The organism is Anaerococcus murdochii (genome assembly GCF_019957155.1).
GTDB classification, from domain to species: domain Bacteria; phylum Bacillota; class Clostridia; order Tissierellales; family Peptoniphilaceae; genus Anaerococcus; species Anaerococcus murdochii.
The window spans coordinates 73,881-99,285 of sequence record NZ_JAIPME010000002.1; the positions used below are offsets into that span (position 1 = coordinate 73,881).

The window sequence follows — 25,405 nt, forward strand, 5'->3', positions numbered from 1 at the left end:
TTATCCCCACATTAGAAAGGGGGTGATGTCCCATGGGGAAAAACTTGTTAGATATAATTTTTATAATTGTATCAAGTTTTGTATTACCCTTGTTATCTAATATTCTTTTCGAATTATGGAAAGAAAAAAGAAACAAGGACTAATGAAAAAAGAGGAGCCTGGCCGCTCCTCTTTTTCAATGTCCCGATGGGAAATACTTGTTGTTTTGTATCACAAAGTTTGCGCTTTGCGGCTTTTTTGATGGATAAGAGGTGGCTTCTCTTAAGGTTATTATATGACTATTTACAGATTTATTCAAGTTTATCCCTCAGCTCAAAAGGGTATAGTGATATTATTAATATATAAGGAGAAAATATGACTAAAATCAACGACTTATTTAACTATGAATTTCTATCCGGAATATTAGTTTCTAAAGATGACAATAAAATTGCCTACAAAAAGACCCAGGCAAATCTAAAAGACAATAAATACGACACAGACCTTTATATTTACCAAAAAAATCTCGGCAAATCTTATAGGATTACAGACAAAAAAACAGCCAGCCTTTATACCTTTGACGGTGAATCTAACTTGATTTATAAGTATGACTCTGACGATTCTTTTGATTATTTTTATAAAAATAACGGCCACGGCCTAGGTGATTTAGCCTTTAAACTTGATAAGGACATTAAATCTATCAAATACCTAAAAGGTGATATTTACCTAATCTCAGCAAGTCTAAAGAAAACCGAAGAAGAGAAAAAGAACGAAAAAGAAAATGAGGCCTATGAAGAAGTCACCACCCTTCCTTTTTGGCTAAATGGCGCTGGCTTCCTCAAGGAAGAAACAATTTATTATTACCTTTACGATTTAAAGGCTGACAAGCTTACAGAAATCCTAAAATCAGACAAGGACAATGAAGTCCATGGCCTAGATATTAACGAAACTCTAGATAAAATTGCCTATGTAAAGGGCCATTCTGACTCAAATGGCGTTATGGAATTTCTAGAATCTATAATTCTAAAAGACATAAAGACAGGAGAAGAAAAAGTACTTCTAGAAAAAGCTTATTCAATCTACACCCTTAATTTCATCGAAGATAGGATAATTTTTGTTGGCACAGACATGAAAAAAGGCGGGATCAACGAGGACGCTTTTATTTACCAAGTTGACTTTGATGGCAATGTAAAAATGGTAAATGACTCTGATTTTGACAAGTCCTTTGGTAATTCAATCGGAACAGATGCTAGGGCTGAAGGAAACAGGACCTTCCAAGTCCACGATAAGAGACTATATTTTCTAGTGACAGAATTTGAAGAATCCAAGCTTTACTCAATCAACCTTAAGGGGGATTTAAGACTTGAAATTTCTGGCTGTGTGGAAGATTTCTTTGTAACAGATGCGGACATCTATTACCTAGAAATGGGTAGAGACCACCTTTCTGAACTTAAAAACAAATCACAAGATAAAAGCTTAATTGCTAACAAAATCGGAAATGTCCTCCCTATTGAGGAATTTAATTTCCATTCAAATGGTGACGACCTAAGGGGCTATGTTCTTTTACCAAAAGATTTCGACCCAGACAAAAAATACCCAACAATCCTTTCTGTTCATGGTGGCCCAAAGACAGAGCTCTCTGACATCTTCCACCACGAGCACCAAATGCTTGCATCAGATGGTTATATAATTATTTATACAAATCCACACGGATCAAGCGGAAGAGGTGTGAAATATTCTGACATCAGGGGCTCCTATGGGGAGATTGACTTTGATGATTTGATGAATTTTGTAGACGAAGCTATCAAAAAATATCCACAAATTGATGCCGACAAGATGGGAGTCTATGGCGGATCCTACGGTGGTTTTATGACAAATTGGACAATCGGCCACACTGACAGATTTAAGGCAGCTGTAAGCCAAAGGTCAATTTCAAATTGGACAAGTTTTTACGGTGTATCTGACATTGGCTACTACTTTGCAACAGACCAAACTGCGGCAGATCCTTGGGAAAGCCTAGATAAAATGTGGGACCAATCCCCAATTAAATATGCCAACAAGGCCAAAACCCCTACCCTCTTCATCCACGCAGACTGTGACTACCGCTGCCCACTAGAACAGGGTATCCAAATGTATAACAAACTAAAACTAAACGGAGTTGACACAAGAATGGTAATATTCCATGGAGAAAACCACGAACTATCAAGATCGGGCAAGCCAAAAGCTAGGATAAAAAGGCTAACCGAGATCAAAAATTGGTTTGATAAATATCTAAAAAATGAAAATAAAGAAGCATAAATTTAAGGATTTTCTAAAAAATTTCATAAATAGGCTAAAAACCCAGGACATAATGACCTATTCATCTGCCCTATCTTTCTACTTTCTCCAGGCCTCAATCCCTTTAATGATGGTCCTGGTGTCTGTAGTATCAAGAGTTCTAAAAGGCAATGAAACCATTATTTATGAGTTTTTAAACCTAGTGCCAAAGACAACTGCAAATTTAATAATCAAGGCCCTAGACATCATGTTTGCCTCGAGCCAATCTGCAACTGTCACAACAGTCACAATCCTCTTTGCCCTCTGGTCTGCGACAAGTGGTGTAGATAAGCTAATTGCAGCTATAAACCACGCCTACGGCCTAGGTCACCAATCTAAGGCCATCAAGCAAAGATTGATGAGTATCGTCTACACCATTATCTTTATAGTTTTTATCATGTTTTTGCTAATTTTTCAGATTTATGGACCGACCATCCTAAAAATCCTAGATAGCAAAATCCTTGATATAACAGGGAAATTTTTGGGGAAAAATTTGGAATACATCGTCGACTTCATATCTTCTCCAATCTTTACCATCCTAACTACAGCCATACCGCTTCTTATAATGTCAGCAGCCCTGGGCATCTTTTATAAGTATGCCCCAGGCAATTCGGCAAATAGGATTCCTTTCAAACAGGCCCTCACAGGTGGGATTTTCACAACCTTTACCATCTATGTGACAAGTTTTGTTTATTCATATTTTATAAACAACTTCTCAAACAAATCCCTAATTTACGGTGCCCTTGCCGGTATCCTTGCCCTTTTCATCTGGCTTTTGATAGTCTCATCCCTACTAATAATAGGAGCTGAAGTCATAGCCGCCTTTAGAGAAGGCTATAGGGATGAGTATTTTGACAAGGATATTAAGCCTGATAATAATGGTGAAAATCCTATGAATAAAATCGTTTCAAAAATAAAAGGAAAAATAAATGAAAAGTGAATTTAGGAGATTTTTCCTAAATCTCAGACGAGAAATGGACCAATCTCTAATAAAAGAAAAATCAGGAAAAATCATAGAAAACTTATTAACAAGTGATTTTTACAAAAATTCCCAAAATATCTTTGTCTATGTATCAAAAAATATGGAAGTTGAAACTCATGATTTTATAAAAAAAGCAATGGCTGATGGGAAAAAAATCTATGTGCCAAAAATCATAGACCATAAAATGATTGCTGCAAAATTAGATGACATTTCAGACCTAGAGGCTGGAGCCTTTGATATTCCAACATCTAATAGCCTTGAATTTATAAAAGATCCCGACCTTACCATCTGCCCAGGACTCACTTTTGATGATGAGAAAAATAGACTGGGCTATGGTGGTGGATTTTATGATAAATTCTTAGTAGAAAATGAAACCACAAAAATCGGTCTTATGATTTCAGATTTTAGGTCAATAAAAATTCCTGCCGATCCTTGGGATATAAAAATGGACTTTATTATCACAGAATATAAAATATTTTAAGTTTTAATCCTTATTTTATAGCCATTTATGCAGAAATTTACGAATAATTATTAAAAATTATTTGACAGGAAAATTTTTCCTGTGTATAATCGAACTATAGAAAATAAACTATGAGAAGAAAAGTAGATTTAATCGACCTACTCAGAGAAGCTATGTTTGGTGAAAATAGCCTAGTGAGATTAGATTGAAAATGGCCTTTGAGTTTCTTATCCGATATTTAAGATAAGACGGGATCGCCCGTTACAGCGATAGGGTATGTTGGTACCCGATGAGTTATTAATTGTGAAATTAATTTGAAATTAAGGTGGTAACACGTGGCAAAGCCTCGTCCTTTATAGGACGGGGCTTTTTTTATACTTTACTACATAGAATATTTTCTAAGGCGCCTAATGTTAGAATGTTGAAAAAATTAGAAAAATATAATAGGTATAAAAATGACAGAAAGATTTTTAACAGTTGGATCATTACTTAGAAACGAAGAATTATTAAAATACAAAAGAGAAATTGAAAAAAGAGACGATATTGTCTATCCATTTTACGACGACTTTGCTGGCTACAAAGAATGCGAAGATAAGGCAGTAGCAGATGTGGTTGAAAGACAAATCGCAGCCGGTCTTCCAGAAATTACAGACGGAGAATATTCAAAATCCCTCTGGCACCTCGACTTTGTTTGGGGACTAGCAGGGGTAGAAAGATATATCAGAGAAAGCGGATATTTCTTTGAAGACAAAGATTGTTGTGGCAAATTTGAGACCAGACGTGATATAGGACTAAGACTTGTAGACAGACTTTCAGGCAAGAACCACCCATTCATAGACCATTTCAAAAGACTTAAAAAACTTGTAAATGGCAGGGCAGCCATCAAACAATGCATCCCTTCCCCATCCCATATTTTTGGTGAAATCATTAGTTTTGGTTTCCTAGAAGATTCTTACTACAAAAACGAAGCCGACTTTGAAAAAGACCTAATCCGTTCTTATAAGGAATTTTTAGACGATTTTAAAAATGCTGGTGGGGAAATAATCCAATTTGACGATTGCCTATGGGAACAATTTGCAGACGAAGGTGATAGCAGCCAATTTGATGGCCAAGCCAGGGATAATAAAAACCTTGCCCTAGCTGAAAAATATATAGCCATCAACAACGAAGTCATCGACTACGGTCATGACCTAGGCCTAAAAGTCTACACACACAACTGCAGGGGCAACTACGCATCCCGTCACTTTGGAGCAGGCACCTACGACTCAATCGCTGATCTTTTCCTAGAAAAACAGCACTACGACAGGTTCTACCTAGAATGGGACGACGAAAGAGCAGGATCCCTAAATTCATTAAAAGCCTTTGAGAAAAACAAAGACGCAGAAATCGTCCTAGGCTTCTTATCATCAAAAACTCCTGACCTAGATGATGAGAAAAGAGCCCTAGAATTATTAGACCAAGCAAGCAAAATCATAGACAAAGACAGACTCTACCTCTCCCACCAATGTGGCTTTGCCTCATGCGACAACGGAAACGAACTAAGCCAAGACCAGCAATGGACCAAAATCACCCAAGGCCAAAAAATTGCAGAGAAATTCTGGAATAATTAAAAAAACAAATCTCTCCTAGTATATAGAAAAAGCACCCCAAAAAAGGGTGCTTTTATTGTGGGGAATTAATTTATTAAGAATTTGTGATTAAATGTAAGGAGTTAAGTACATTTCAAACTCCCACCCCTCTTCTCGAGCGAGCGCAGTGAGTCGAGAGATCTCTTGCCACATTCATAAAACCAATATGGTATAGGTGTCAAGGTAATTTAAAAATCAAGAACATTTTTACAAACAAAAATTCAAGTCCACTACCAGAGCCAGTCCTTGCTTGGTCCAGAGACTTCTGTCTCCCAGAGCCGACGGGCTTGTCTACGGTCGAAGCGAGGGTGTAGATTTGTTCCAAACCTCAATGAATCTAGATAATTTTATTATAAAGATTAATGTAAAACTTTAGAAAAAATGTTGGGACTTACGTCCCCCCCTCGTCTCGAGCTAAGTCGAGAGACCTCTTGCCATTTTTATAAAACCAATATATGGTAAAGGTGTCAAGTATATCGACAAATCAAGTCCCTACCCCAATAATCCCCAATATAAATCTATCCATTTTAGGTTCATTTTACTTATAATTTTGTCTTTCTTTTTTCTAGACCATTTGCCAACCTGGCGTTCCCTTGCTCTTGCACTTTGAATATCATCATAACATTCATTATATATCAATCTTGTTACATTATATATATCGGTAAAGCTACCTTCATATAGGTGTTCTTTATGCTCATATGTGCGCCTTATTAAGTCAGTAGTAGATCCTTTGTATAATACTTCGTTTGTTTCATTTGCTAGTATATAGAAATAAGCTGCCATAACTTCTCCTTCATATTTATTACTATTTATATACACTATATTTTGTTTGTCAAAATTTTAAATTTAATTACAAAAAATCCCATATCCCGACCAGAGCCAATCCCGATTTGGTCCAGAGATTTCTCCGTGCGTTCGTTTCACTCACTTAGTCGAAACAAGGGTGGCGGATTCGTACTATATTTCAAATTATTATATGATTTTATTATAAAGATAATATTAAAACTTGGAAAAAAGTCGGGGCTTCAGTCCCTCGCTTCGACCGAGCGCAGCGAGCGGAGAAGTCTCTGGCCACATTCATATTATTAATATGGTCTAGGTGTCAGGACCATCTCAAAATCTCCCCCCTCGTCTCGAGCGAAAAAGCTTGCCTCGAGCATGGTCGAGAGGAGAGACCTTTTGCTATTTTCATATTATTAATATGGTAAAGGTGTCAAAGTCGCCTAAAAATCAAGAATCATTTTACAGACAAAATCCCAAATCCATACCAGAGCCAATCCTTGTCTGGTCCAGAGATTTCTCCATGCGTTCGTTTCACTCACTTAGTCTGCCTCTGCATCAGACCTACCATCCATCCCTTTCAGGAATGGGGTTAGGGCTTCAGAAACGAGGTGAGGGCTCGGATATTGTTTCGAAGGATATAGATACCTTGCCTTTTAGGTTTCTTCACATTCGGTAAGGTCTACAAATTTCCCAAACGCACCCCCCTCGCTTCGACCGAGCAAAAACTAGCCCGTCGGCTCAGGGAGACCGGAGAAGTCTCTGGCCAAATTCATATTATTAATATGGTCTAGGTGTCAGGACCACCTCAACCCTACAACCCTCGTCTCGAGCGGAGTCGAGAGACCTCTTGTCACATTTATATAATTAATATGGTCAAGGTATCAATGTCGCCTCAAAGTCAAGTTCCTAACCCAATAACCCCCAGTATAAATCTATCCATTTTGGGTTCATTTTACTTATTATTTTATCTTTATTTTTTCTAGACCATTTACCAACCTGGCGTTCCCTAGCCCTTGCGCTTTGAATATCATCATAACATTCATAATATATCAATCTTGTTATATTATATATATCGGTAAAGCTACCTTCATATAGGTGTTCTTTATGCTCATATGTGCGCCTTATTAAGTCAGTAGTAGATCCTTTGTATAATACTTCGTTTGTTTCATTTGCTAGTATATAAAAATAAGCTGCCATAATATCTCCTTTCTAATTATTATTTATATACCCCATATTTTATTTATCAATAATATATATTAAATTTCTATAATATCCCAAGTCCCGACCAGAGCCAGTCCTAATTTGGTCCAGAGATTTCTCCGTGCGTTCTCTTCGCTCACTTAGTCGAAACGAGGCGTTGGTTTGGGTTGAGTTCCGGGGTAATTACAGAATTTGTTATACAAATATAGTTCTAAAACTGTGAGAAATAGTCCGAAGCTCATCCTCCCCTCGCTTCGACCGAGCAAAATGGCAAGCCCGTCGGCTCTGGGAGACTGGAGAAGCCTCTTGCCATTTTAAAATAATTAATATGTCTAGGTGTCAAAGTTCTCTCAAATCTCACACCCTCGTCTCGAGCGAAGTCGAGAGATCTCTAGCTACATTTATATTGTCAATATGGTCTAGGTGTCAAGCTCATCTCAAAATCAAGTCCCCTCTCACAATTTTCCCAAAAGAAAAACCCGAGTCTTACTCGAGTTTTCCTTTAATTATTAATCTTCTTTTTTTCTACCAATATATAGGGCGCCAGTTGAAGCAATTAGGGTGCAAACTACACCTGCTACTGATTCGATACCGGTTTTAGGATTTGAACGACTTGCTTTTGTTCCTATTTTTTCCCATTGGGCAACGAACATGTGGTCGTCTACTACAGTGTACTTATCTCCTGGTTGGTAAGCTGAGCCTTTCCAATATAAGAACCTATATCCTTCCCTGGTAGGTGGGTTGATAAGGGTAATGATATTGCCTCTGTCGTAGTAGTAAGTTATGATATCAGTTGAATTATCATTCCAATGTCCACCATTAGGATTATATCTAATCCTTAACCTATCCTCTACTCCAGGTTTCTTACCTTCCTCATTCTTGTCCTTTTCCTTTCCAGGTTCTTTTTCTCCTGGTTTTTCTGGATTCTTTTCGCTAGGAGTATTTGGTTTTTCTTCACCTGGTTTGTTTGGATCAACTGGTTTTTCATCTCCAGGTTTTTTATCTTCTGGTTTTTTGTCTGGTTTAGATGGAGTAAATATACTTCCTCCACCACCAGGAGTGTATCCTCCAGAGTTTCCGCCTGGATTTGATGGCTTATCTTCCCAGACTGCTGTTAGGGTTACGTCGCCTGAGATATCTATTTTTTCTTTGGCTTGTTTTAATTCTGTGCTATCTCCGACTTTCCAGCCCGCAAATTTTTTGCCTTCTTCTGGTGTGAATGTAGGTGTTGGAAGTTCATATTTGCTGCCTTTGTTGACAATTTTATCTCCCATAGTGCCGGTTGCGCCGTCACCATGTTTGAAGCTTACTTTTACTTCTTCTTTTTTGTCTTTCCAGACTGCTGTTAGGGTTACGTCGCCTGAGATGTCTATTTCCGCTCCGACTTGCTTTAATTCTGTGCCATCTCCGACTTTCCAGCCTGCAAATTCTTTGCCTTCTTCCGGTGTGAATTCAGGTTTTGGAAGTTCATATTTGCTGCCTTTGTTGACAATTTTATCTCCCATAGTGCCGGTTGCGCCGTCACCATGTTTGAAGCTTACTTTTACTTCTTCTTTTTTGTCTTTCCAGACTGCTGTTAGGGTTACGTCGCCTGAGATGTCTATTTCCGCTCCGACTTGCTTTAATTCTGTGCCATCTCCGACTTTCCAGCCTGCAAATTCTTTGCCTTCTTCCGGTGTGAATTCAGGTTTTGGAAGTTCATATTTGCTGCCTTTGTTGACAATTTTATCTCCCATAGTGCCGGTTGCGCCGTCACCATGTTTGAAGCTTACTTTTACTTCTTCTTTTTTGTCTTTCCAGACTGCTGTTAGGGTTACGTCGCCTGAGATGTCTATTTCCGCTCCGACTTGCTTTAATTCTGTGCCATCTCCGACTTTCCAGCCTGCAAATTCTTTGCCTTCTTCCGGTGTGAATTCAGGTTTTGGAAGTTCATATTTGCTGCCTTTGTTGACAATTTTATCTCCCATAGTGCCGGTTGCGCCGTCACCATGTTTGAAGCTTACTTTTACTTCTTCTTTTTTGTCTTTCCAGACTGCTGTTAGGGTAACATTTCCTGTGATGTCTATTTCACTTCCTACAGCCTTAAGCTCTGTTCCTTCTCCGACTTTCCAACCAGCAAATTCTTTGCCTTCTTCTGGTTTGAATGTAGGTGTTGGAAGTTCATATTTGCTGCCTTTGTTGACAGTTTTATCTTCCATTGTTCCACTTGCACCGGCTTCTGTTTGGAATTTCACCTTGAGTTCGATTGGTTTCCAGATAGCTTTTACTATTGTATCACCAGTAATTTTTATTTTTGCTCCTGGTTGTTTTAATGTAGAGTCTTCTCCAATTTGCCAACCTGAAAATTGTTTGTTTTCTGGAGCTGTGAACGTATTTGCTGCAGGTAATTCATACTCTGTATTTACTTTTTGAGTTACCTTATCTTTCGATCCACCACCTTTATTTGCATCAAAAGTTATGTCACATGTCTTTGTTGCTTTTGCTGTAAATACTTTATTTGTTTCAGTTATAACAAAGTTTTCTGTAACCGAACCATTTTCCCCATTCCAAACTGGTTCTGTATATTTATCTATAGCTTTTACTTTTGTATTTATTAAATTGTAATAAGTTTCATTCAAAGTTTGGTTTTTATAAGTTTTTAAATCCGTATTCGGTTTAACCTTATATTTTTGATAGCTTACAGGATTATCTTTATTTCCTTCAATTGCTCCAGATCCAGTATTGTCAACTTTTGTACCTTCGCCTAATTTAAATTCAACCACTAAAGCATCATCAGGAGTGTTTTCTCTTTTTCCTGATGTTACAAGATTACTAACGTATAGCATTTGTTTTTCAACTACAAGTTCTGACTTATCATCAAAAGTAATTTTAATTTTACCTTTGAAGTCACCTTCTTTAGAAGTGCTTCTCTTTTCTTCAGTTACATCTTCAAATTTTGCATCTTTTAATAGTTCTTCAACTTCAGATTTTTTTGCATCGTCTTTAGCTTTTACGCCTTTCTTCCAGTCAAGTTCATCTCCAACCCATTTTTTCATAACTACTGGGTCAAGACCACCAAGGGCTTCAACTTTATCAGCTTTTGTTTCTTCTACAGTTAAAGTTCCAGGATCTGATGTAAGTGGATCTTTATCGTCATCCGCTACTCCACCCTTGTCTGTTACTTTAGCTGTTACTGTTGTATTGCCTTTTACTTTGTTCTTAGGAAGAGTTATAACTCCATTTTGAGCGACGGAACCTTCACCTTTAGTAATAGACCAAGTTCCATCATCAGCTTTTGTAGCTGTAGTTGTTTGATCCTTATCGTTTTTATCTTTATAAGAAACAGTAATAATCTTCGCATCTGTATCTTTTTCATTTGGAGTGATTTTGATGTTATCACCACTTAAGGCAAGAGTTGGTGCGTCTGGTTTAATATTTTTTAAAAGGTCTTTGGCCGCAATTGTTATTTTTGGTTCAGCTCCATCTATTAACTTATAAGAACCATCTTCATTTTTTTCTGGAGTAAATTTATAATCATTGTTAGGATCCCAATCACCTTTTATATCATTAGGACTAAATATCTTTGCGTTGCCACTGTCATCAATCTGTATGACTGCTGGAAGTCCATCCCTGTCTGGATTTCCTTCTGGTAGTTTAGATTCTCCATTTACTGTATATGCTGTTCTTATAGCAGCATCAATTGCTGTTTTTTCATCAGCGGTTAATTTTTTAGGGTCTTTAACTTCTGTCTTTTCTGGTGTTACTGGTTTTACAATTGCTACATTACAATTTTTAAATTTACCAATTTCTTTTATAGATATACCAACTGTTTTATCTATTTCTAGGTTATCAGTACTTTTTAAAGTATAGGAAAAGCTTCCATCAGGGTTAACTGGGACTACGACTGAGTTTCCAGCATTTTTATCTATTGCACATTTACCCGGTTCTGGAAATTTATCCTTTGATGGAACATTTAGGTAAATCTCCACTTTCATCCCATCAAATGGGCCTTCCCCAGCTAGTTGACCCTTAATCTCTGTATCAGTTACTATAATTTCTTTTACATTAGCATCTCTTGAGGTTTCTGTAACTTGTTTTATTTTCAAATCAGTAGCTTTAATTTTACCTGATGTTGAACCATCAGTATAAGTTACTTCATAATAAGCATTTTCAGTGCCATCAATAGAAAACACAGCAGATTTAATATCATTAGCTATATCTGGATTTGCTTTTTTTAGCAATTCAAAAGCTTCTGCTTGTTCATCTTTATTAACTATATTGGATGAAGTTTGTTCTATCCAAATTTCGCCTGTTGGCATTGTGAGCGTTGTCTTATTTGCTATTGATGGCTCTGCGTTTGCAGTTACCTTTGGAGAGCTTTGTCCATCAAACTCTTGATATGCTGTTACCACATCACCTTCTGCAATAGACACCCCTTCTGGTAATTTATATGTCCATGTTGTACCTGTAGGGTTTATAACAGAACTAGCTTTTACTGTATCACCATTTTTTAATGTTACATGTATCGTACCTCTTACGGTTTTACCACTAACTCTAGCTCTGTGTACGCCAGCACCAGAAATTGTCGTAGCATCATAAAACACCTTGTTAATTGTCGGTGCTGGTATAGCCGCTGTTACTGGATCGCCTACTATTTCAGGACCAATCTCTAATCCATCTGCGCTTTGAGTTTCTAATCCACTAAGACCTTCTTGTGTGGTCTCGTCTTTTTCTAATGGGACTGGTGTATCATTATCCTCTACACCACCATCTGCTGGCTCACTAGCTTCCTTCGCAGGTTGGAGTTTGATAAGTTCGGTTTCTTCCGCACGGACCACAGGTGTTGCCATGACCAAACCAAGCATACAAGACACTAGGCCTATGGATAGTTTCCTAGTGGCGTAGATTGGTTTTTTCTCTTTTCTATTTGCCTTAGTTTCTAAAAGCTCTTTGGCCTTTTCATATTTTTTCATGATACTTTCTTGCCTTTCTTTTTTAAGTACATATTTTATACACATTTCTACACTTATTATATAGTTTTTGTTACTATATAGCAAGTGTTTTCAGCGAATTTTGCTCTTTAATTTTTACTTCCCTTCACTATATATTATAGCACTTTTTTATTAAATTTGAGTTGAATTTTATTTTAAAATCATGAAGCATTTTACAATGGAAATCCCAAGTCCTGACCAGAGTCAGTCCTAAATTGGTCCAGAGATTTCTCCAGTCTCCATGAACCGACGGGCTTTCTATTCGTTTCACTCACTTAGTCTGCCTCTGCACGCTCTCTGCCGCTGGGTAATTTTGTCCTCCCATCCGTTTTTTTCAAAAACGGGGATAGGGCTTCAGAAACGAGGGGGTGGATTGGGCTTTGTTTCAAGGTATATAGGTGTCCCGACTTTGTGAGATCTCTCCTCCGCCTTTGGCGTCGTCGAGAGGGCGCTGTGGGGTTTTTCATACTTTTAATAAAGTAATTTAACATTTTTTAATATTCAAAAGCACCCGGGCTAGGGGTGCTTTCTTTTGCAAAAGTTTATTTAACTGTTGGTACGATTTTTTCTTTGCCGCCCATGTACATTTGTAGTGGGGCTGGGATTTTAACTGATCCGTCGGCTTGGAGTAGGTTTTCTAGGAAGGCTATTAGCATTCTTGGTGGAGCTACTACTGTGTTGTTTAGGGTATGGGCAAAGTAGTTGCCGTCTTCTCCCCTTAGTCTGATGCCAAGTCTTCTTGCTTGGGCGTCGCCAAGGTTTGAGCATGATCCTACTTCAAAGTATTTGCCTTGGCGTGGGCTCCATGCTTCTACGTCGCAAGATTTTACCTTAAGGTCTGCTAGGTCTCCTGAACAGCATTCGAGTGTTCTTACTGGGATTTCAAGGGACCTAAAGAATTCTACTGTATTTTGCCATAATTCGTCATAGAATTTCTTAGAATCTTCTGGCTTGCAGATGATTACCATTTCTTGTTTTTCAAATTGGTGGATACGGTAAACTCCACGTTCCTCGATGCCGTGTGCTCCTACTTCTTTTCTAAAGCATGGAGAATATGAGGTCATCTTTAGTGGCATCTTGTCTTCTTCGTTGATAGTGTTGATGAATTTACCAATCATTGAGTGCTCAGATGTACCGATTAGGTAGAGGTCTTCGCCTTCGATTTTATACATCATATCTTGCATTTCAGCAAAAGACATAACGCCAGTTACTACATCAGATCTAATCATAAATGGTGGGACAAAATAGGTGTAGCCCTTATCAATCATAAAGTCTCTCGCATAAGAAAGGATTGCTGAGTGGAGTCTTGCTATATCGCCTTTTAGGTAATAGAAACCTGCACCTGAGGTATTTCTTGATGAATCAAGGTCGATTCCGTCAAAACTTTCCATGATGTCTATGTGGTAAGGCACTTCAAAGTCAGGAACAAGAGGCTCTCCAAATCTCTCAATTTCGACGTTTTCAGTGTCGTCCTTGCCTAGAGGTACTGTTTCGTCTATGATTTGTGGGATGACTTGCATCCTTTTTTTGACTTCTTCGTTTAGTCTAGCTGTTTCTTCTTCGATGTGGACAAGTTCGTCGTTGATTTCAACTACATGAGCCTTAGCGGCTTCGGCTTCGTCTTTTTTGCCTTGACCCATAAGAGCGCCGATTTCCTTAGAAGTCTTGTTTCTTTCGCTTCTTAGCTTGTCGCCGTCGGTCTTATATTGACGGAGTTTTTCGTCAAGTTCTAATACTTCGTCTACTAGGACAAGTTTTTCATCTTGGAATTTTTTCTTAATATTTTCCTTAACAAAGTCTGGGTTTTCTCTTAGTAATTTAATATCAATCATGTTTTCTCCTTAAAAATATGCATAAAAAAAGCCTCCCCCAAATTGGGACGAAGGTCTCGTGGTGCCACCCAAATTACGCAAGCAGGGCTTGCCTTAATTTCGTATTTGCTCAAAGACGGATTCACTACTGCCGACAGAGAATTTCCACCAACCATTCCCTCTCTAGGTGCCTTTCATAGCTACTACTTCTTTTCATCGCAATATTTCATTAGTACTAATATACAGCATTTCGAAAAAAAATGCAAATATCTTTATCTGAATTTAATAATGGGAACATTTTTAACCCATATTCTTGGGATAAAATTATTTTAAATCAACTTAATAAGAGTATAATGGTTATGTTATGGAGAAGAATGTGAAAAGATTAACTAAAAGAAAAGTGAATTTCCGCTACCTAAACATCCTAAGGGGTTTTTGCCTTTTGACTGTGTCTACCTACCACCTTTTTGGCCACGCTTTGCCGGGTGGTTTTTTAGCCGTAATAGGATTTTTAGTTATGTCCGGATTTTTGATGGAAAAAGCGAACTTTAATAGGGACCTAACACTTCAAGATATATCAGAAAGCCTGAAAAGAAAGGCCAAGAAGATCCTGCCACCTATTATTTTTATAGCCTTTATAAGCCTTGTTGTGGCTTTGATATTTGCCAGGGAAATCTTTGACGACTCAGCGAGGTCGAGCCTAGCGGTGATTTTTGGTTTTGAAAATATCAGGCAAATTATTGCCGGCGCTTCATATTTTGATAGGAATGGCAATTTTAACCTCTTTGTCCACCTCTGGTACATATCCCTCTACATCCAATTTATAGTAATTTTTTACCTTGTGAAATACCTTGGAGGGAAAATCAGAAATATTTCCGCCAGAATATGGGGACTTATAATTTTAAGTCTAATAAGTTTTGGACTTTCCTTATATTTTGCCATCAACAATAGTCCAATAATTAGGATTTATTATGGTACAGATACAAGGATTTACGCCTTTTTCCTAGGCATGGCCTTCTACCTCCTATATTTAAAATACAAGGATAGACTAGAAGTAAGCCAAAAAAGCCTCAGAATTTCGATTGGGCTTTTGAGCCTCTGCCTTTTTGTACCAATGTTTTTTATAAATGGTGAGGATATTTGGATTTATAAGTCATTTTTTCTAGTTTATACATTGGCATTTGCCCTTATGGTCCTCATCCTTTACAGGTATGAAATCGAATATGGGGCAAAATTTTCTCAAAATATTTTGGGAGGGATTTTGGAATACCTTGGCAGGAGGAGTTTCTACCTCTACATCCTCCAATATGTAGTCCAAGTGTTTTTCTCATATTTCTTGATAAATTTATTAGAAAACAAATTTTTATACTATGGTCTACAATTTGCTTGGATAATATTTTTAGGAGAGATTTGCCACATCATTTTTGATAGGAAGAGGATTAATAAATACCTAATCCTAATTCCTCTTGCAGGCCTTATAATCCTAAACATTGTTTCCCTTGCAATCGGAAACCAAAAAGAAAAAGATATGGCCGAGCTTAAGGCGAGATTTGAACAAAGCGAAGAAGAAATCAAGAAAAATAACGAATCTGTCCAGAAAAAGAATGCTTCGGTAGATAAAAAAGAAAAAGAAGAAGAAAAAGATAAAGAAGTAAGCTCAGCAGAAAAGGAAGATTCTTATCAAAAAAACCTTGAAAAGGCCAAAGAAGATAAAAATTTCAAGGAAAAACCTTATGACGACTTCAATTTCACAGAAAATGAGCTTAACTATGTAAAGGACATCCACATCACAGCTGTGGGCGATTCAGTCCTTATCAATATTGATAAATACCTAAGAAAATACATTCCAAACCTCTACCTAGACGGAGTAGTCGGTAGGGATATGGTTGATGGGCCAAATGTCCTAGCAAATATCAAAAACAACGTCGGCCTTGGAGATATTATCCTAATCTCCCTTGGATCAAATGGGTCTGCCAACCACAACGACATGCAGACAATTATGGACCTTGCTGAAGGCAGGGATGTGTATTTTGTAAATACTTCCCACCTCCAATCCTATATGGATAAGGTCAATGCCGATATGAAGGAATTTGTGGACAAAAATCCAAAAGCCCACCTAATTAACTGGCGTGCCTACGTCAAAGATAGGCCAGAACTCTTGGCAGTCGACAGGACCCACCCAAATGTGGAAGGCAGCCAAGCCTATGCTGACCTAGTTGTAAGAAAAATCTTGAATGTAAATAAGGTTAACGATTAAAAATAAAATTTAAAAAGCCCCTTGGTTTTAAAAGTAAAATGCTTTTAAAAATCAAAGGGCTTTTGTTTTTGATAATTTTATATCTTTCATAGAATCAAATAAATAGGATGTGGTTAATTTGTAGTTACACAATAAAAAACCTTTAAAATCAGAAATCTTAAAGGCTATGGTGGGAAGTACTGGGCTTGAACCAGCGACCTCCACGATGTCAACGTGGCGCTCTTCCAGCTGAGCTAACTCCCCAAGTTTATCTAATCATATCAGGAAAATATTATCTTGTCAAATGGAAGGGATTTAATTTGTGAAGGCTTCCCCCCTCGTCTCGAGCGCAGTCGAGAGACCTATTGCCATGTTTATAAAACCAATATGGTATGGGCATCGAAGTTTATCTCAAAATCATAAATCATTTTACAAAAAATTCCACAAAAATAAGGACTGATCAATCAGTCCCTGTTTTTCTTGAATTTTTTCCTTACCCTATAGAGGGTAAAAAGAATTATTAAAATTATTAAGATAAATGGCCAGTAGAGGAAAAATCCTACTATGACTTGGGAGAAAAATTCCTTTACTATGCCCAAAGATTCCCCCATAGCTTCCTTAATTCTTTCTCCTAGGTCTGGATTATTTGCCCTTCGGTCGTAGGAATATACTTGGTTTAGGGAAATATTGTAGGTGTCATAGGTCACCCTGTCCTTTAGGTCGGCCTTGGCTTTTTTTATGGCATCAATATCACCCTGGGTCTCAATAATTTTGGCATTGATGACTAGGGTGTCTTCAATATTTGTGGTTTGATCAAGGAGTTCGTTGAATTTATCAAGCTGTTTTTCCTTGATTTCTAGGTCCTTATCCACATCTCTGAAGGCAGTCCTTAAGTTATTTGAGTTTTTATTTATACTCATGGTCTTGCCGATGTCAGCAAGGACTTGGTCGAATTTATCTACCTTATCTCTTGGGATTTTTATGGTAAATTCTGTAGTCTTTAGGTCCCTACTTCCATCATAAGAATTATAATATGTGGATTCATTTTCTATTAGACCCTCAAGGTCTTTAGCAGATTTCTTGATAGCCTCAAAGTCCTTATCATAGTTTGTTGTTTCAAGGTCTAAATAGACAAATCTCTCTATATAAGAATCTGGATCTTCTATTTCGTTTGGGCTTTCTCCTTCGGATACAGACTCGTCTTTGGTCAATTCAGCTTCAGATGAGGCTTGATTTTGACCATCGCTCGCATAGTCACGGGCTTCCTTAGCTTCTTCTTTGACATGATTTCCAGCCCCACAAGAAGCTAGGGCAAAGATGCTTAGTAGAATTAATAAAAATTTCTTTTTCATAAGGCCCTCCTCTTTTCTCTTATTATATTGCTATGGTAAACGATTGCAAGGAGGGAAAATCCTAATTAAATAAGCCATATAAAACTGAATCTATTGCCTTTTGTGGGATACCAATATCTTCTATCACGCATTTTCTCTTGTAGGCTTCTCTTTCATAGAGACCTGTTTTCATAAGCTGCATGGTGACAATGAGGTCAGCATCCACAACTTCTCCCAAATCCTGGCCTGTTGATGCATCAAGGCCTGAAGGAATATCTATTGAAATTTTATATTTCATAACATTATTTATGATAGAAATTACTGTGGCGTAGATGCCTGTAACTGGCCTATTTAGTCCTGTGCCGAAAATGGCATCAACAATCAGGTTGACATTGCAAAGTCTTTTTTCCATGTTTTCCAAGTCTTCGATTGATTCTACATAATAAATTTCTTCGCAAAGCATCTCGCAGGATTCAAGGTTTAGCTTAAATTCAGGGCTAGCCTTTTCGACATCGCCTATAATAAAAATTTCCACATCCTTGTATCTGGCAAGTAGATTTCTTGCGAGTGCTAGGCCGTCTGCACCATTGTTGCCAACACCTACAACCACACCAAAGTAGCCAAATTTGTTGAGATTTATATGTTTAAGCACAGCCATGCTTGCCCTTTCAACAAGGCTTAAAGCTGGCACTTTCAAGACTTCTATGGCGTAGCGGTCGATAGCTTGCATTTGAACTCTGTCAACTAAAATCATAATCTGTCCCCTTTAATCTTAAATCTTCACCAAATATTTCATAGGTCTTAGAATTATTACCCAAAATCCTGGAAAATACCCTCGGTCCATAAATTTCTCCTATCAAATCTTCATCTAGGTTGGAAGATAGAATAATAGGTAAACCCTTGTTCATCCTCTCATTTACAACATCAAAAAGGTTTGATTGATCGGTTGACCTGTGGGTTTCGGCCCCAAGATCATCTATAATTAGCAAATCACAATCAAAAATCATCTCATACTGGCTTTCAAGGTTAGCACGTCTATCCTCAAAGGCCCAATGGTAGTCATTTAGGAACTTAAAAAGCTTGGTTGAAGTCATATAAACAACCGAATAATTCCTGTCTAAAAGTTCCTTAGCAATTGAATTTATAAGGAAGGTCTTTCCCCTGCCGACTTCTCCTTGAATGTATATATTGCCGCTTTGTCTATCAAAATTATTTATATATTCCTTTATTTCTCTAACAATTTTCACAATATTTTCGTAAGGACTTACAGATAAACCCATGTAAAGATTTTTGGAAAATAAATTGTAATTAAAAGTTGAGAAATTTTCTCTGTTTATGACGGCCCTTAGTCCTGACTTTTCGTAATTATCTTGAATAATTAAATTTAGCCTACATGAACAAGGCTCTGTGCCAACAAAACCAGTGTCCTTGCAAAGGTCGTGGTGGTATTTTAGGTCCATGTAATTTGTCTCATAGCCATTGGCCAAAAGAAGTTTATCCTTTTCTTTTTTTAGGGTTTTTATTTTCTCCTCAGCTGGCCTTGTGTCCATATCCTGTGCGGCAAGCTCTAAACTTTTAAAACCAGTTTCCTTTATGAGCTGGTCAATTGCCTTGATTTGAGGGATTTTTTTATAAATTTCTTCTATGCGTTCTTCTTGCAAGACCTTATTTATCCTGCGTCTTTCAGCTAGGATTAGGGATGCTTTTTCGTTGGCTTTCATACTATTTCTCCGTCTTGTTTAATCTCTCAAGTCTCTTACGTCTGGCTTGTTCTGCTATGGACATGCCGTCATTTGGCTTTGCTGAATCAGATTTTCTCCTGTAGGTCCTTACTCCAGTCGCTTTTTTAAGCTTGTCCCTTTCTTCCTTCATCCTTAGCTCATTTAGGCTATTTATGCCCATATCTCGCCAAGATTTAAGGTAGCCCATGACGTATTTTACATCCACATTTCCAGATTCCTTAGCCTGTCTAAAGGCTTCTGTGACAAGCTCTGGTTCCTGGTCATATTCACCGAGGGTTTCGTGGATTCTTGTAATGTCTGCCGGAGTTAATTTTCTCGCAATAATTCTTTCGACATTTTCAAACATCATTGACTTTCTTTGGGCCTTATCGAAATTAATTTCGTTGGATGGAGTCTCGTCGCTTTCGCCAAAATACATTTGTCTTAGGGATACAATTTCTATATAGGTCTGGCCGTCAGAATCCTTTTTTTCCCTAAAAATCCCCATATTTATCCAAAATTTAACAGCTTCTTCAAATCTTTGGTCATCAAAATTTAGCTGGCGTTTAATCTTTCCCTCATCTACGAATTTGTTATTGTAAATTTCCTTATAGATTAGTAGATAAACCTTGATAGCATCACCATCAGCCATCTGAAGATAGGTATTTAAAAACATATTTTCAAATGGAGTTGTACCCATATCTAATTTTAATTCCTGCATTTCAAAGTTCATTATAATCATCCTTACTTAATTTCATATTAATAATTTTCGAATAAACTAGGCCATGGGAAAGTTCAAAATTTTCTCCATCGACTTCTACATCTTGGTTTTCAAAAACTTCCCTTGTATAGGAAGTAATTTTAAAACCGCATTTTTTGTATAGATTTAGGGCCCTTTCATTAAAGGTATTCACATCAAGAGTCAAAGTCCTATAGGACATTTCCACAAAAAACACCCTCATTATGGCCATCACAGCTTCGTAGCCGTAGCCTTCCGATACAAAATTAGGGTCAAAAACTATACCCAGCTTGGCCCTTCTTAGGAGGGGATTGATATTTTTAAGTCCTATAAAACCTATAAAACGATCATCGGTCACCCTTCTTACTGCAAAATATTTTTTATTTGGCATCGAAATAGACCCCTGCCAGAGTTTGATTTCAAAATCTGTGAGGTTGCCATAGTTATATCCAATAAGCTTTGGGTCGTCAAAAATAGCCCAGTCTTGAAGTTCAAAGGCGGCTTTGACGTCTATTTTATCTAAATATATCCTAGACATTTTCATCCCTTAGGGATAGGTCTGTAAAGGTTGTACATTGTTTATTGAAAAATAGGTCTACAGTACCAGTTGCACCATTCCTGTGCTTGGCAAAGATTACCTTGGCCTGGTTTGGTTCGACTTCTTCATCGTAATAATCTTCCCTATATAAGAGCATAACAACGTCTGCGTCCTGCTCGATAGCACCTGACTCTCTAAGGTCAGAAAGGATTGGCCTGTGGTCGGCCCTCTTGTCAGCCTCTCTTGATAATTGGGCAAGGGAAAGAATCGGACAATTTAATTCCTTTGATAGGGATTTTAGGCCTCTAGAAATAGAGGCAATTTCATTTTGCCTATTTTCCTGCCTACCATCTGCCTGCATCAACTGCAAATAGTCAATTACAACTAGGTCTAGGCCCTTTTCTGCCTTAAGCCTTTTTAATTTAGACTTCATTTCTGAAAGCCTGATACCAGGAGTTTCGTCAACATAAAGATCGGTTTTGACAATTTTTTTGGTTGCATCTATCAAAAGTGTCCAATCGTCATCTCTGATTGATCCATTTATGATAGATTCAAGGCTTACCAAACTAACCATTGACAAAAGTCTTTGGTTTAATTGGTAAATTGACATCTCAAGGGAGAAAAAAGCAACTGACTTGCCATTTTTTGCTGCATTCCAAGCCATAGTTAGGCCTAGGGCGGTCTTACCCATGGCAGGTCTTGCTGCGAGTAATATTAACTGAGAGTTTTGCAATCCTGAAAGCTTATTGTCAACTACATCAAGGCCTGTTGCAACTCCAGTGATTTTCCCATCTGCTAAGGTTAGCTCGTTTATCTGCCTTAGGGTGTCATCCATTGTGTCAGCGACCCTTACAAGGCCTTGGTTGTGGCTATCTTGGGATATTTCAAATATTCTATTTTCTGCGATCGCAAGGATGTCAGTGACGTCGTCAGTTTGCTTGTATGACGAATCGATTATATCCTCACTTGCCCCTATCAGACTCCTTAGTAGCGACTTTTCCTTGACTGTCTTACAATAAGTTTCAATATTTGGAGTATAAAATGAGGAGAGGGTAATCTCAGTGATAAACTCCTCCCCTCCAACTTCTTGTAATATATTTTCACTCGATAGCTGACTTACAAGCGATACATAGTCTACCTTGATGTCTTTTTCAAACATCCCTACTATGGACTTGTAAATCCTCTGTGTTCTCGAGTCGTAAAAGTCTACAGGTTTTATAATTTGATTTGCACTATCAAAGGTCTCATTTTTTGCTAAAATACAACCTATGATAGCCTGTTCTGATAAGAAGTCATAAGGTAGTGGCCTTAGGCCATCTGTCATTATTCTACCTCAGCAACTACGATAACTTTAAGGTCTGCGTTAACTCCTTCATATAGTCTAGCGTTGATAACAAATTCACCGACTCCGTCGATTTTTTCAACTTCTTCGATTCTCTTTCTGTCAAGTTCGATACCTTGTCCTGCTAGAGCTTCAGCGATGTCTTTGTTTGTTACAGAACCAAATAGTTTGCCGTCTTCGCCAACTCTTACCTTTTGTTCTACGCTAAGAGCTTCGATTTTTTCCTTAAGAGCTTCAGCTGCTTTTCTGTTTTCAGCTTCTTCTTTCTTAAGTTCTTCTCTCATTTTTTCTAGTTCTTCCATGTTTTCTTTGGTTGCTTTTACAGCAAGTCCTTGTGGGTCAAGATAGTTTCTAAAATATCCTGGTTTTACATCTACAAGGTCTCCCTTAACTCCAACTCTTACAATATTATCTGTTAGTATTACTTTCATTTTCTTCTTCCTCTCTTATATATTCAATAATAGCTTTTCTTAACATTTTTTCGGCATTTTCCATGCTCATATCTAATTGGGTGGCTGCGGCTGTTAAGTGTCCGCCACCTCCAATGCGCTCTAGTATTAATTGTACCGATATATCGCCCAAGCTTCTACCTGAGATATGAATTTTATTATTAGCCCTTGTTAGGACAAAGCTTGCGAGAACTCCCTTTATATTTAAAAGGTCGTCTGCAGCCTGGCTTGCAATCAGGGTTGATCCATCAATTTCCCTATTAAAATGGGCTACGGCAATGAAATCATTGACCATAAATGAATCTGCTATTACCTCTGATTTATATTTTACAATCTCAAAGTCATCCTTAAACATCCTCTTGATGTAGACTGAATCGGCTCCCCATCTCTTAAGGACGGAGGCTGCTTCGAAGGTCCTGACTCCAGTTTGGTAGACAAAATTTTTGGTATCAACTGTTATACCCGCCAAGAGCGATTCTGCAACAGGTGTTCTTGCCTTAAAGTTTTCATCCAAATAGGATAAAATCTCTGTCACAAGTTCTGATGCGGACGAAGCGTATGGCTCTATATAGGAGATGGTGGCCTTTTTGATGTAGTCCTTGCCCCTCCTATGGTGGTCGATTATAAAGATATTATCCGTCCTATCAAGTAAGGCCGGTCCTTCAGTTGAATTTTTCCTGTGGTTATCTGTGACGATTACCAAAGACTGTGGACTAATTCTAGCAAGGGCCTCTTCTTCGGTTAGGATATTATCAGTTAATTCTTCTAATTCTTCAGTAACCCTAGCATACATATTTTCAATAGGCTTGGTCACTTCATTTAGGATAATGTAAGCTTGTTTACCCATTGATTTTGCGCCTTCGTAGATACCTAGGGCAGATCCAAAGGAATCCATATCTGGGTTGTTGTGGCCCATGACATATATGTCTGGGCTTGTTTGCATCATTCTCTTTAGGGCTTGGGAAATTACCCTAGACCTTACCTTAGAAGTTTTTTCTATGGCCTTGGTCTTGCCGCCAAAGTATTCGTAATTATCTTCAAGTTTGATGACAGTTTGGTCTCCTCCACGTGAAAGTGCAATGTTAATCGCATCTCTAGAATCAGAATATATTTCAGAAGGGTTTGCCCCAGCTATACCAACACCTATGGATAGGGTTGGTGGAAGGGCATTTCCCTTATCAATATCCCTTACCTTATCAAGGATAGAAAACTTATCTTCGTGAATATTTTTATAATCTTGGTATTCACTTAAGATCATAAATCTGTCATTTTCGTATTTTCTTATTAGGCAATTGTATTTTTTGAAATACTCATTTATCACCCTGTCGATTTCACCTAAGACTTGTGGTCTTACATCAGAGGCGGATGAATTTCTAATATCTTCATAGTTGTCTATAAAGACAGAATAAAATACCAATCTCTTATCCTTGAATAGTTTTTTGATTGATTCATCATAGGTATTATCAATCCCATACAAGAAGGTCTGGCCCTTTGAATGGTCATCAGCAAAAATAGTTGAGTAATAAAACTGTATTACCTTATCGGAAATATTTACATTTTTTGATGTCCTTATCTCTTCATTGTCAAATTCAATCTCTGATAAATCTGGAATAAGATGGTCAATTTCTTCTCCGATTAGGGTCCTATTGGGAAAAAGCTCCCTAAAAAATGAGTTGTGCCACTTTATCTTCCTGTCATCTTCAACTATAGCTATAGGAAATGGCATTTCAAAAACTACATTTTTGGTAATGGAGTCAAAAGAATATGAAACATCATCCACATACTTCTGAAGCTCCTTGGCCTTGGTCGTATTGATGCTTTTCAAAAATAAGAATAATATTATTGATATAGCAATACCAACAGCACCCAAGGTTGGATTGTAGTAGAAAACTACAAGTGAAGCAAGTAAGGGAAAGGCCATAATTAAAACAATATTAGCAGTGCTAATAAATTTTTCGTCATTCTTCATTTTTCCTCCTTGCTCTAAAATCTATAAATATGTCTGCAATCCCTATTATAAGTAAAGGGATTATAAAAACTTGTATTAATATCAGCATAAAAAACCACTGAAAACCCCTGCTTAAAGGTAACTTTGAATTTTTTAGTATATAGTCAAAAAGACTCGCTCCATTTATGGCAAAAAACATCAAGGCTAATAGGATTAAATTGCCCAAAAGGTAAAGATCTTTGATGGCAAAAAATTTCCCCAAAAAGTAAATAGCGACTTCAATTATAAACAAAATCACCAAATCTTTTGGATTCATCCTTAGCTCATCTAGATTTTTTACGTCTGTAAAACCCTCATCTTTTATTGACAAATAATTTCTAATAATCTTAACCGATAAAATTGCATAAAACATTGATACCCATGCAAGAATTGCAGGATATAGGCTAGTTGTTAGCCTATAAATATCAAAATCTAACCTATAAGCATAAAGATCTTCAAAATTTTCCTTTAAATTTATAGCTAATTTATCGATAGAAAGTCCCTTTTCTAGCATCTGATACTTATACAAGAAAATAAAAATCAGACTAGTTATAACAAAGGTTCCTATAATCTGGACTCTAGCAGTAAATTTAAGGCCAATAAGAACTATTAAACTTAGACTAATAAGTAGCAAGGCAATAAGGCTCATGGATAGAGCATCCTTGTCTACAAAAATCAGGCCTAAAAGATATGTGCCAAAAGCTCCTAGTAAAAAGCTTAAAATTCCTTCATTAAAGTAAAAAATAGTAAATAGTATTGGAACCATACCAATAAATACCAAGCTCTTTTCTGAAAAAAATAAGCACAGTAAAGTCAAAGCTATGACAAAAATAGGCTCCATAATCCTATTTGTATTTTTTGTTAAAGTCATATAATCTCCATATAAAAATCGAATAATTTTTATCTATATTATTCTACTTTAAAAAGGAATTTTAA

General features: G+C 37.3%; 18 protein-coding genes, 1 tRNA gene and 1 other annotated feature. Of the genes, 5 read left to right on the forward strand and 14 right to left on the reverse strand.

The window, feature by feature from the left end:
* The first annotated feature begins 354 nt into the window (after positions 1 to 354).
* The 4 genes from K8P03_RS00805 to K8P03_RS00820 all read left to right on the forward strand — a co-directional run bounded on the left by K8P03_RS00805 (position 355) and on the right by K8P03_RS00820 (position 5,344).
* A complete protein-coding gene (locus tag K8P03_RS00805) occupies positions 355 to 2,274 on the forward strand; it encodes an alpha/beta hydrolase family protein (protein ID WP_223417626.1) in 1,920 nt (639 codons plus the stop codon).
* A complete protein-coding gene (locus K8P03_RS00810) occupies positions 2,255 to 3,232 on the forward strand; it encodes a YihY/virulence factor BrkB family protein (protein WP_223417628.1) in 978 nt (325 codons plus the stop codon). Before K8P03_RS00805 ends, K8P03_RS00810 begins: the two co-directional genes overlap by 20 nt.
* A complete protein-coding gene (locus K8P03_RS00815; RefSeq protein ID WP_223417629.1) occupies positions 3,222 to 3,755 on the forward strand; it encodes a 5-formyltetrahydrofolate cyclo-ligase in 534 nt (177 codons plus the stop codon). Before K8P03_RS00810 ends, K8P03_RS00815 begins: the two co-directional genes overlap by 11 nt.
* 101 nt (positions 3,756 to 3,856) lie before the next feature.
* Positions 3,857 to 4,091: a binding site (T-box leader), on the forward strand.
* A gap of 98 nt (positions 4,092 to 4,189) precedes the next feature.
* The gene (locus K8P03_RS00820) at positions 4,190 to 5,344 is read left to right on the forward strand and encodes a cobalamin-independent methionine synthase II family protein (RefSeq protein WP_223417630.1); all 1,155 of its coding nucleotides are present in this window, start codon (positions 4,190 to 4,192) and stop codon (positions 5,342 to 5,344) included.
* A 510-nt stretch (positions 5,345 to 5,854) separates the two neighbouring features.
* Here the strand turns inward: K8P03_RS00820 and K8P03_RS00825 are convergent.
* From K8P03_RS00825 to serS, 4 genes are all read right to left on the reverse strand, one after another.
* Positions 5,855 to 6,145: a GIY-YIG nuclease family protein gene (locus K8P03_RS00825; RefSeq protein WP_223417631.1), complete on the reverse strand. Its 291-nt coding sequence runs from the start codon at positions 6,143 to 6,145 to the stop codon at positions 5,855 to 5,857.
* A gap of 906 nt (positions 6,146 to 7,051) precedes the next feature.
* Positions 7,052 to 7,342: a GIY-YIG nuclease family protein gene (locus K8P03_RS00830; RefSeq protein ID WP_223417633.1), complete on the reverse strand. Its 291-nt coding sequence runs from the start codon at positions 7,340 to 7,342 to the stop codon at positions 7,052 to 7,054.
* A gap of 512 nt (positions 7,343 to 7,854) precedes the next feature.
* On the reverse strand, positions 7,855 to 12,297 hold the full coding sequence (locus K8P03_RS00835; RefSeq protein ID WP_223417635.1) for an InlB B-repeat-containing protein: 4,443 nt from the start codon (positions 12,295 to 12,297) through the stop codon (positions 7,855 to 7,857).
* A gap of 560 nt (positions 12,298 to 12,857) precedes the next feature.
* On the reverse strand, positions 12,858 to 14,147 hold the full coding sequence (serS, locus tag K8P03_RS00840) for a serine--tRNA ligase (RefSeq protein WP_223417637.1): 1,290 nt from the start codon (positions 14,145 to 14,147) through the stop codon (positions 12,858 to 12,860).
* Positions 14,148 to 14,502: 355 nt separating this feature from the next.
* On the opposite strand from serS, the gene K8P03_RS00845 reads away from it, so the two are divergent.
* Positions 14,503 to 16,383 (forward strand): acyltransferase family protein, encoded by a 1,881-nt coding sequence (locus tag K8P03_RS00845; RefSeq protein ID WP_223417640.1) that lies wholly within the window; start codon positions 14,503 to 14,505, stop codon positions 16,381 to 16,383.
* A gap of 167 nt (positions 16,384 to 16,550) precedes the next feature.
* Here the strand turns inward: K8P03_RS00845 and K8P03_RS00850 are convergent.
* From K8P03_RS00850 to K8P03_RS00895, 10 genes are all read right to left on the reverse strand, one after another.
* Positions 16,551 to 16,626: transfer RNA gene (locus tag K8P03_RS00850), tRNA-Val, on the reverse strand.
* A gap of 200 nt (positions 16,627 to 16,826) precedes the next feature.
* The gene (locus K8P03_RS00855) at positions 16,827 to 17,714 is read right to left on the reverse strand and encodes a DUF4349 domain-containing protein (RefSeq protein WP_223417641.1); all 888 of its coding nucleotides are present in this window, start codon (positions 17,712 to 17,714) and stop codon (positions 16,827 to 16,829) included.
* Positions 17,715 to 17,775: 61 nt separating this feature from the next.
* Positions 17,776 to 18,447 (reverse strand): NAD(P)H-hydrate epimerase, encoded by a 672-nt coding sequence (locus tag K8P03_RS00860; protein WP_223417642.1) that lies wholly within the window; start codon positions 18,445 to 18,447, stop codon positions 17,776 to 17,778.
* On the reverse strand, positions 18,434 to 19,414 hold the full coding sequence (locus tag K8P03_RS00865; RefSeq protein ID WP_223417643.1) for an ATP-binding protein: 981 nt from the start codon (positions 19,412 to 19,414) through the stop codon (positions 18,434 to 18,436). Before K8P03_RS00865 ends, K8P03_RS00860 begins: the two co-directional genes overlap by 14 nt.
* Position 19,415: 1 nt before the next feature.
* Positions 19,416 to 20,156: a DnaD domain-containing protein gene (locus K8P03_RS00870; protein WP_223417644.1), complete on the reverse strand. Its 741-nt coding sequence runs from the start codon at positions 20,154 to 20,156 to the stop codon at positions 19,416 to 19,418.
* Complete coding sequence (locus K8P03_RS00875) at positions 20,137 to 20,691, reverse strand: GNAT family N-acetyltransferase (RefSeq protein ID WP_223417646.1); 555 nt, start codon at positions 20,689 to 20,691, stop codon at positions 20,137 to 20,139. Before K8P03_RS00875 ends, K8P03_RS00870 begins: the two co-directional genes overlap by 20 nt.
* Positions 20,684 to 22,015, reverse strand: a complete 1,332-nt coding sequence (gene dnaB / locus K8P03_RS00880; protein WP_223417648.1) for a replicative DNA helicase — start codon at positions 22,013 to 22,015, stop codon at positions 20,684 to 20,686. Before dnaB ends, K8P03_RS00875 begins: the two co-directional genes overlap by 8 nt.
* Positions 22,015 to 22,464 carry a 50S ribosomal protein L9 gene (rplI, locus tag K8P03_RS00885; RefSeq protein ID WP_223417650.1) on the reverse strand — a complete coding sequence of 150 codons (450 nt, stop codon included), beginning with the start codon at positions 22,462 to 22,464 and terminating at the stop codon, positions 22,015 to 22,017. Before rplI ends, dnaB begins: the two co-directional genes overlap by 1 nt.
* Positions 22,442 to 24,451 (reverse strand): DHH family phosphoesterase, encoded by a 2,010-nt coding sequence (locus tag K8P03_RS00890; protein WP_223417652.1) that lies wholly within the window; start codon positions 24,449 to 24,451, stop codon positions 22,442 to 22,444. The genes rplI and K8P03_RS00890 overlap by 23 nt, the downstream gene beginning before the upstream one ends.
* Positions 24,441 to 25,340 carry a YybS family protein gene (locus K8P03_RS00895; RefSeq protein ID WP_223417654.1) on the reverse strand — a complete coding sequence of 300 codons (900 nt, stop codon included), beginning with the start codon at positions 25,338 to 25,340 and terminating at the stop codon, positions 24,441 to 24,443. The genes K8P03_RS00890 and K8P03_RS00895 overlap by 11 nt, the downstream gene beginning before the upstream one ends.
* Positions 25,341 to 25,405 lie beyond the last annotated feature (65 nt).

Bases quoted from the DNA above. Each gene is read 5' to 3' on its own strand.
- K8P03_RS00805 (WP_223417626.1), top strand. From the start codon at position 355: ATGACTAAAATCAACGACTTATTTAACTATGAATTTCTATCCGGAATA.
- K8P03_RS00810 (WP_223417628.1), top strand. From the start codon at position 2,255: ATGAAAATAAAGAAGCATAAATTTAAGGATTTTCTAAAAAATTTCATA.
- K8P03_RS00815 (WP_223417629.1), top strand. From the start codon at position 3,222: ATGAAAAGTGAATTTAGGAGATTTTTCCTAAATCTCAGACGAGAAATG.
- K8P03_RS00820 (WP_223417630.1), top strand. From the start codon at position 4,190: ATGACAGAAAGATTTTTAACAGTTGGATCATTACTTAGAAACGAAGAA.
- K8P03_RS00825 (WP_223417631.1), bottom strand. From the start codon at position 6,145: ATGGCAGCTTATTTCTATATACTAGCAAATGAAACAAACGAAGTATTA.
- K8P03_RS00830 (WP_223417633.1), bottom strand. From the start codon at position 7,342: ATGGCAGCTTATTTTTATATACTAGCAAATGAAACAAACGAAGTATTA.
- K8P03_RS00835 (WP_223417635.1), bottom strand. From the start codon at position 12,297: ATGAAAAAATATGAAAAGGCCAAAGAGCTTTTAGAAACTAAGGCAAAT.
- serS (WP_223417637.1), bottom strand. From the start codon at position 14,147: ATGATTGATATTAAATTACTAAGAGAAAACCCAGACTTTGTTAAGGAA.
- K8P03_RS00855 (WP_223417641.1), bottom strand. From the start codon at position 17,714: ATGAAAAAGAAATTTTTATTAATTCTACTAAGCATCTTTGCCCTAGCT.
- K8P03_RS00860 (WP_223417642.1), bottom strand. From the start codon at position 18,447: ATGATTTTAGTTGACAGAGTTCAAATGCAAGCTATCGACCGCTACGCC.
- K8P03_RS00865 (WP_223417643.1), bottom strand. From the start codon at position 19,414: ATGAAAGCCAACGAAAAAGCATCCCTAATCCTAGCTGAAAGACGCAGG.
- K8P03_RS00870 (WP_223417644.1), bottom strand. From the start codon at position 20,156: ATGATTATAATGAACTTTGAAATGCAGGAATTAAAATTAGATATGGGT.
- K8P03_RS00875 (WP_223417646.1), bottom strand. From the start codon at position 20,691: ATGTCTAGGATATATTTAGATAAAATAGACGTCAAAGCCGCCTTTGAA.
- dnaB (WP_223417648.1), bottom strand. From the start codon at position 22,015: ATGACAGATGGCCTAAGGCCACTACCTTATGACTTCTTATCAGAACAG.
- rplI (WP_223417650.1), bottom strand. From the start codon at position 22,464: ATGAAAGTAATACTAACAGATAATATTGTAAGAGTTGGAGTTAAGGGA.
- K8P03_RS00890 (WP_223417652.1), bottom strand. From the start codon at position 24,451: ATGAAGAATGACGAAAAATTTATTAGCACTGCTAATATTGTTTTAATT.
- K8P03_RS00895 (WP_223417654.1), bottom strand. From the start codon at position 25,340: ATGACTTTAACAAAAAATACAAATAGGATTATGGAGCCTATTTTTGTC.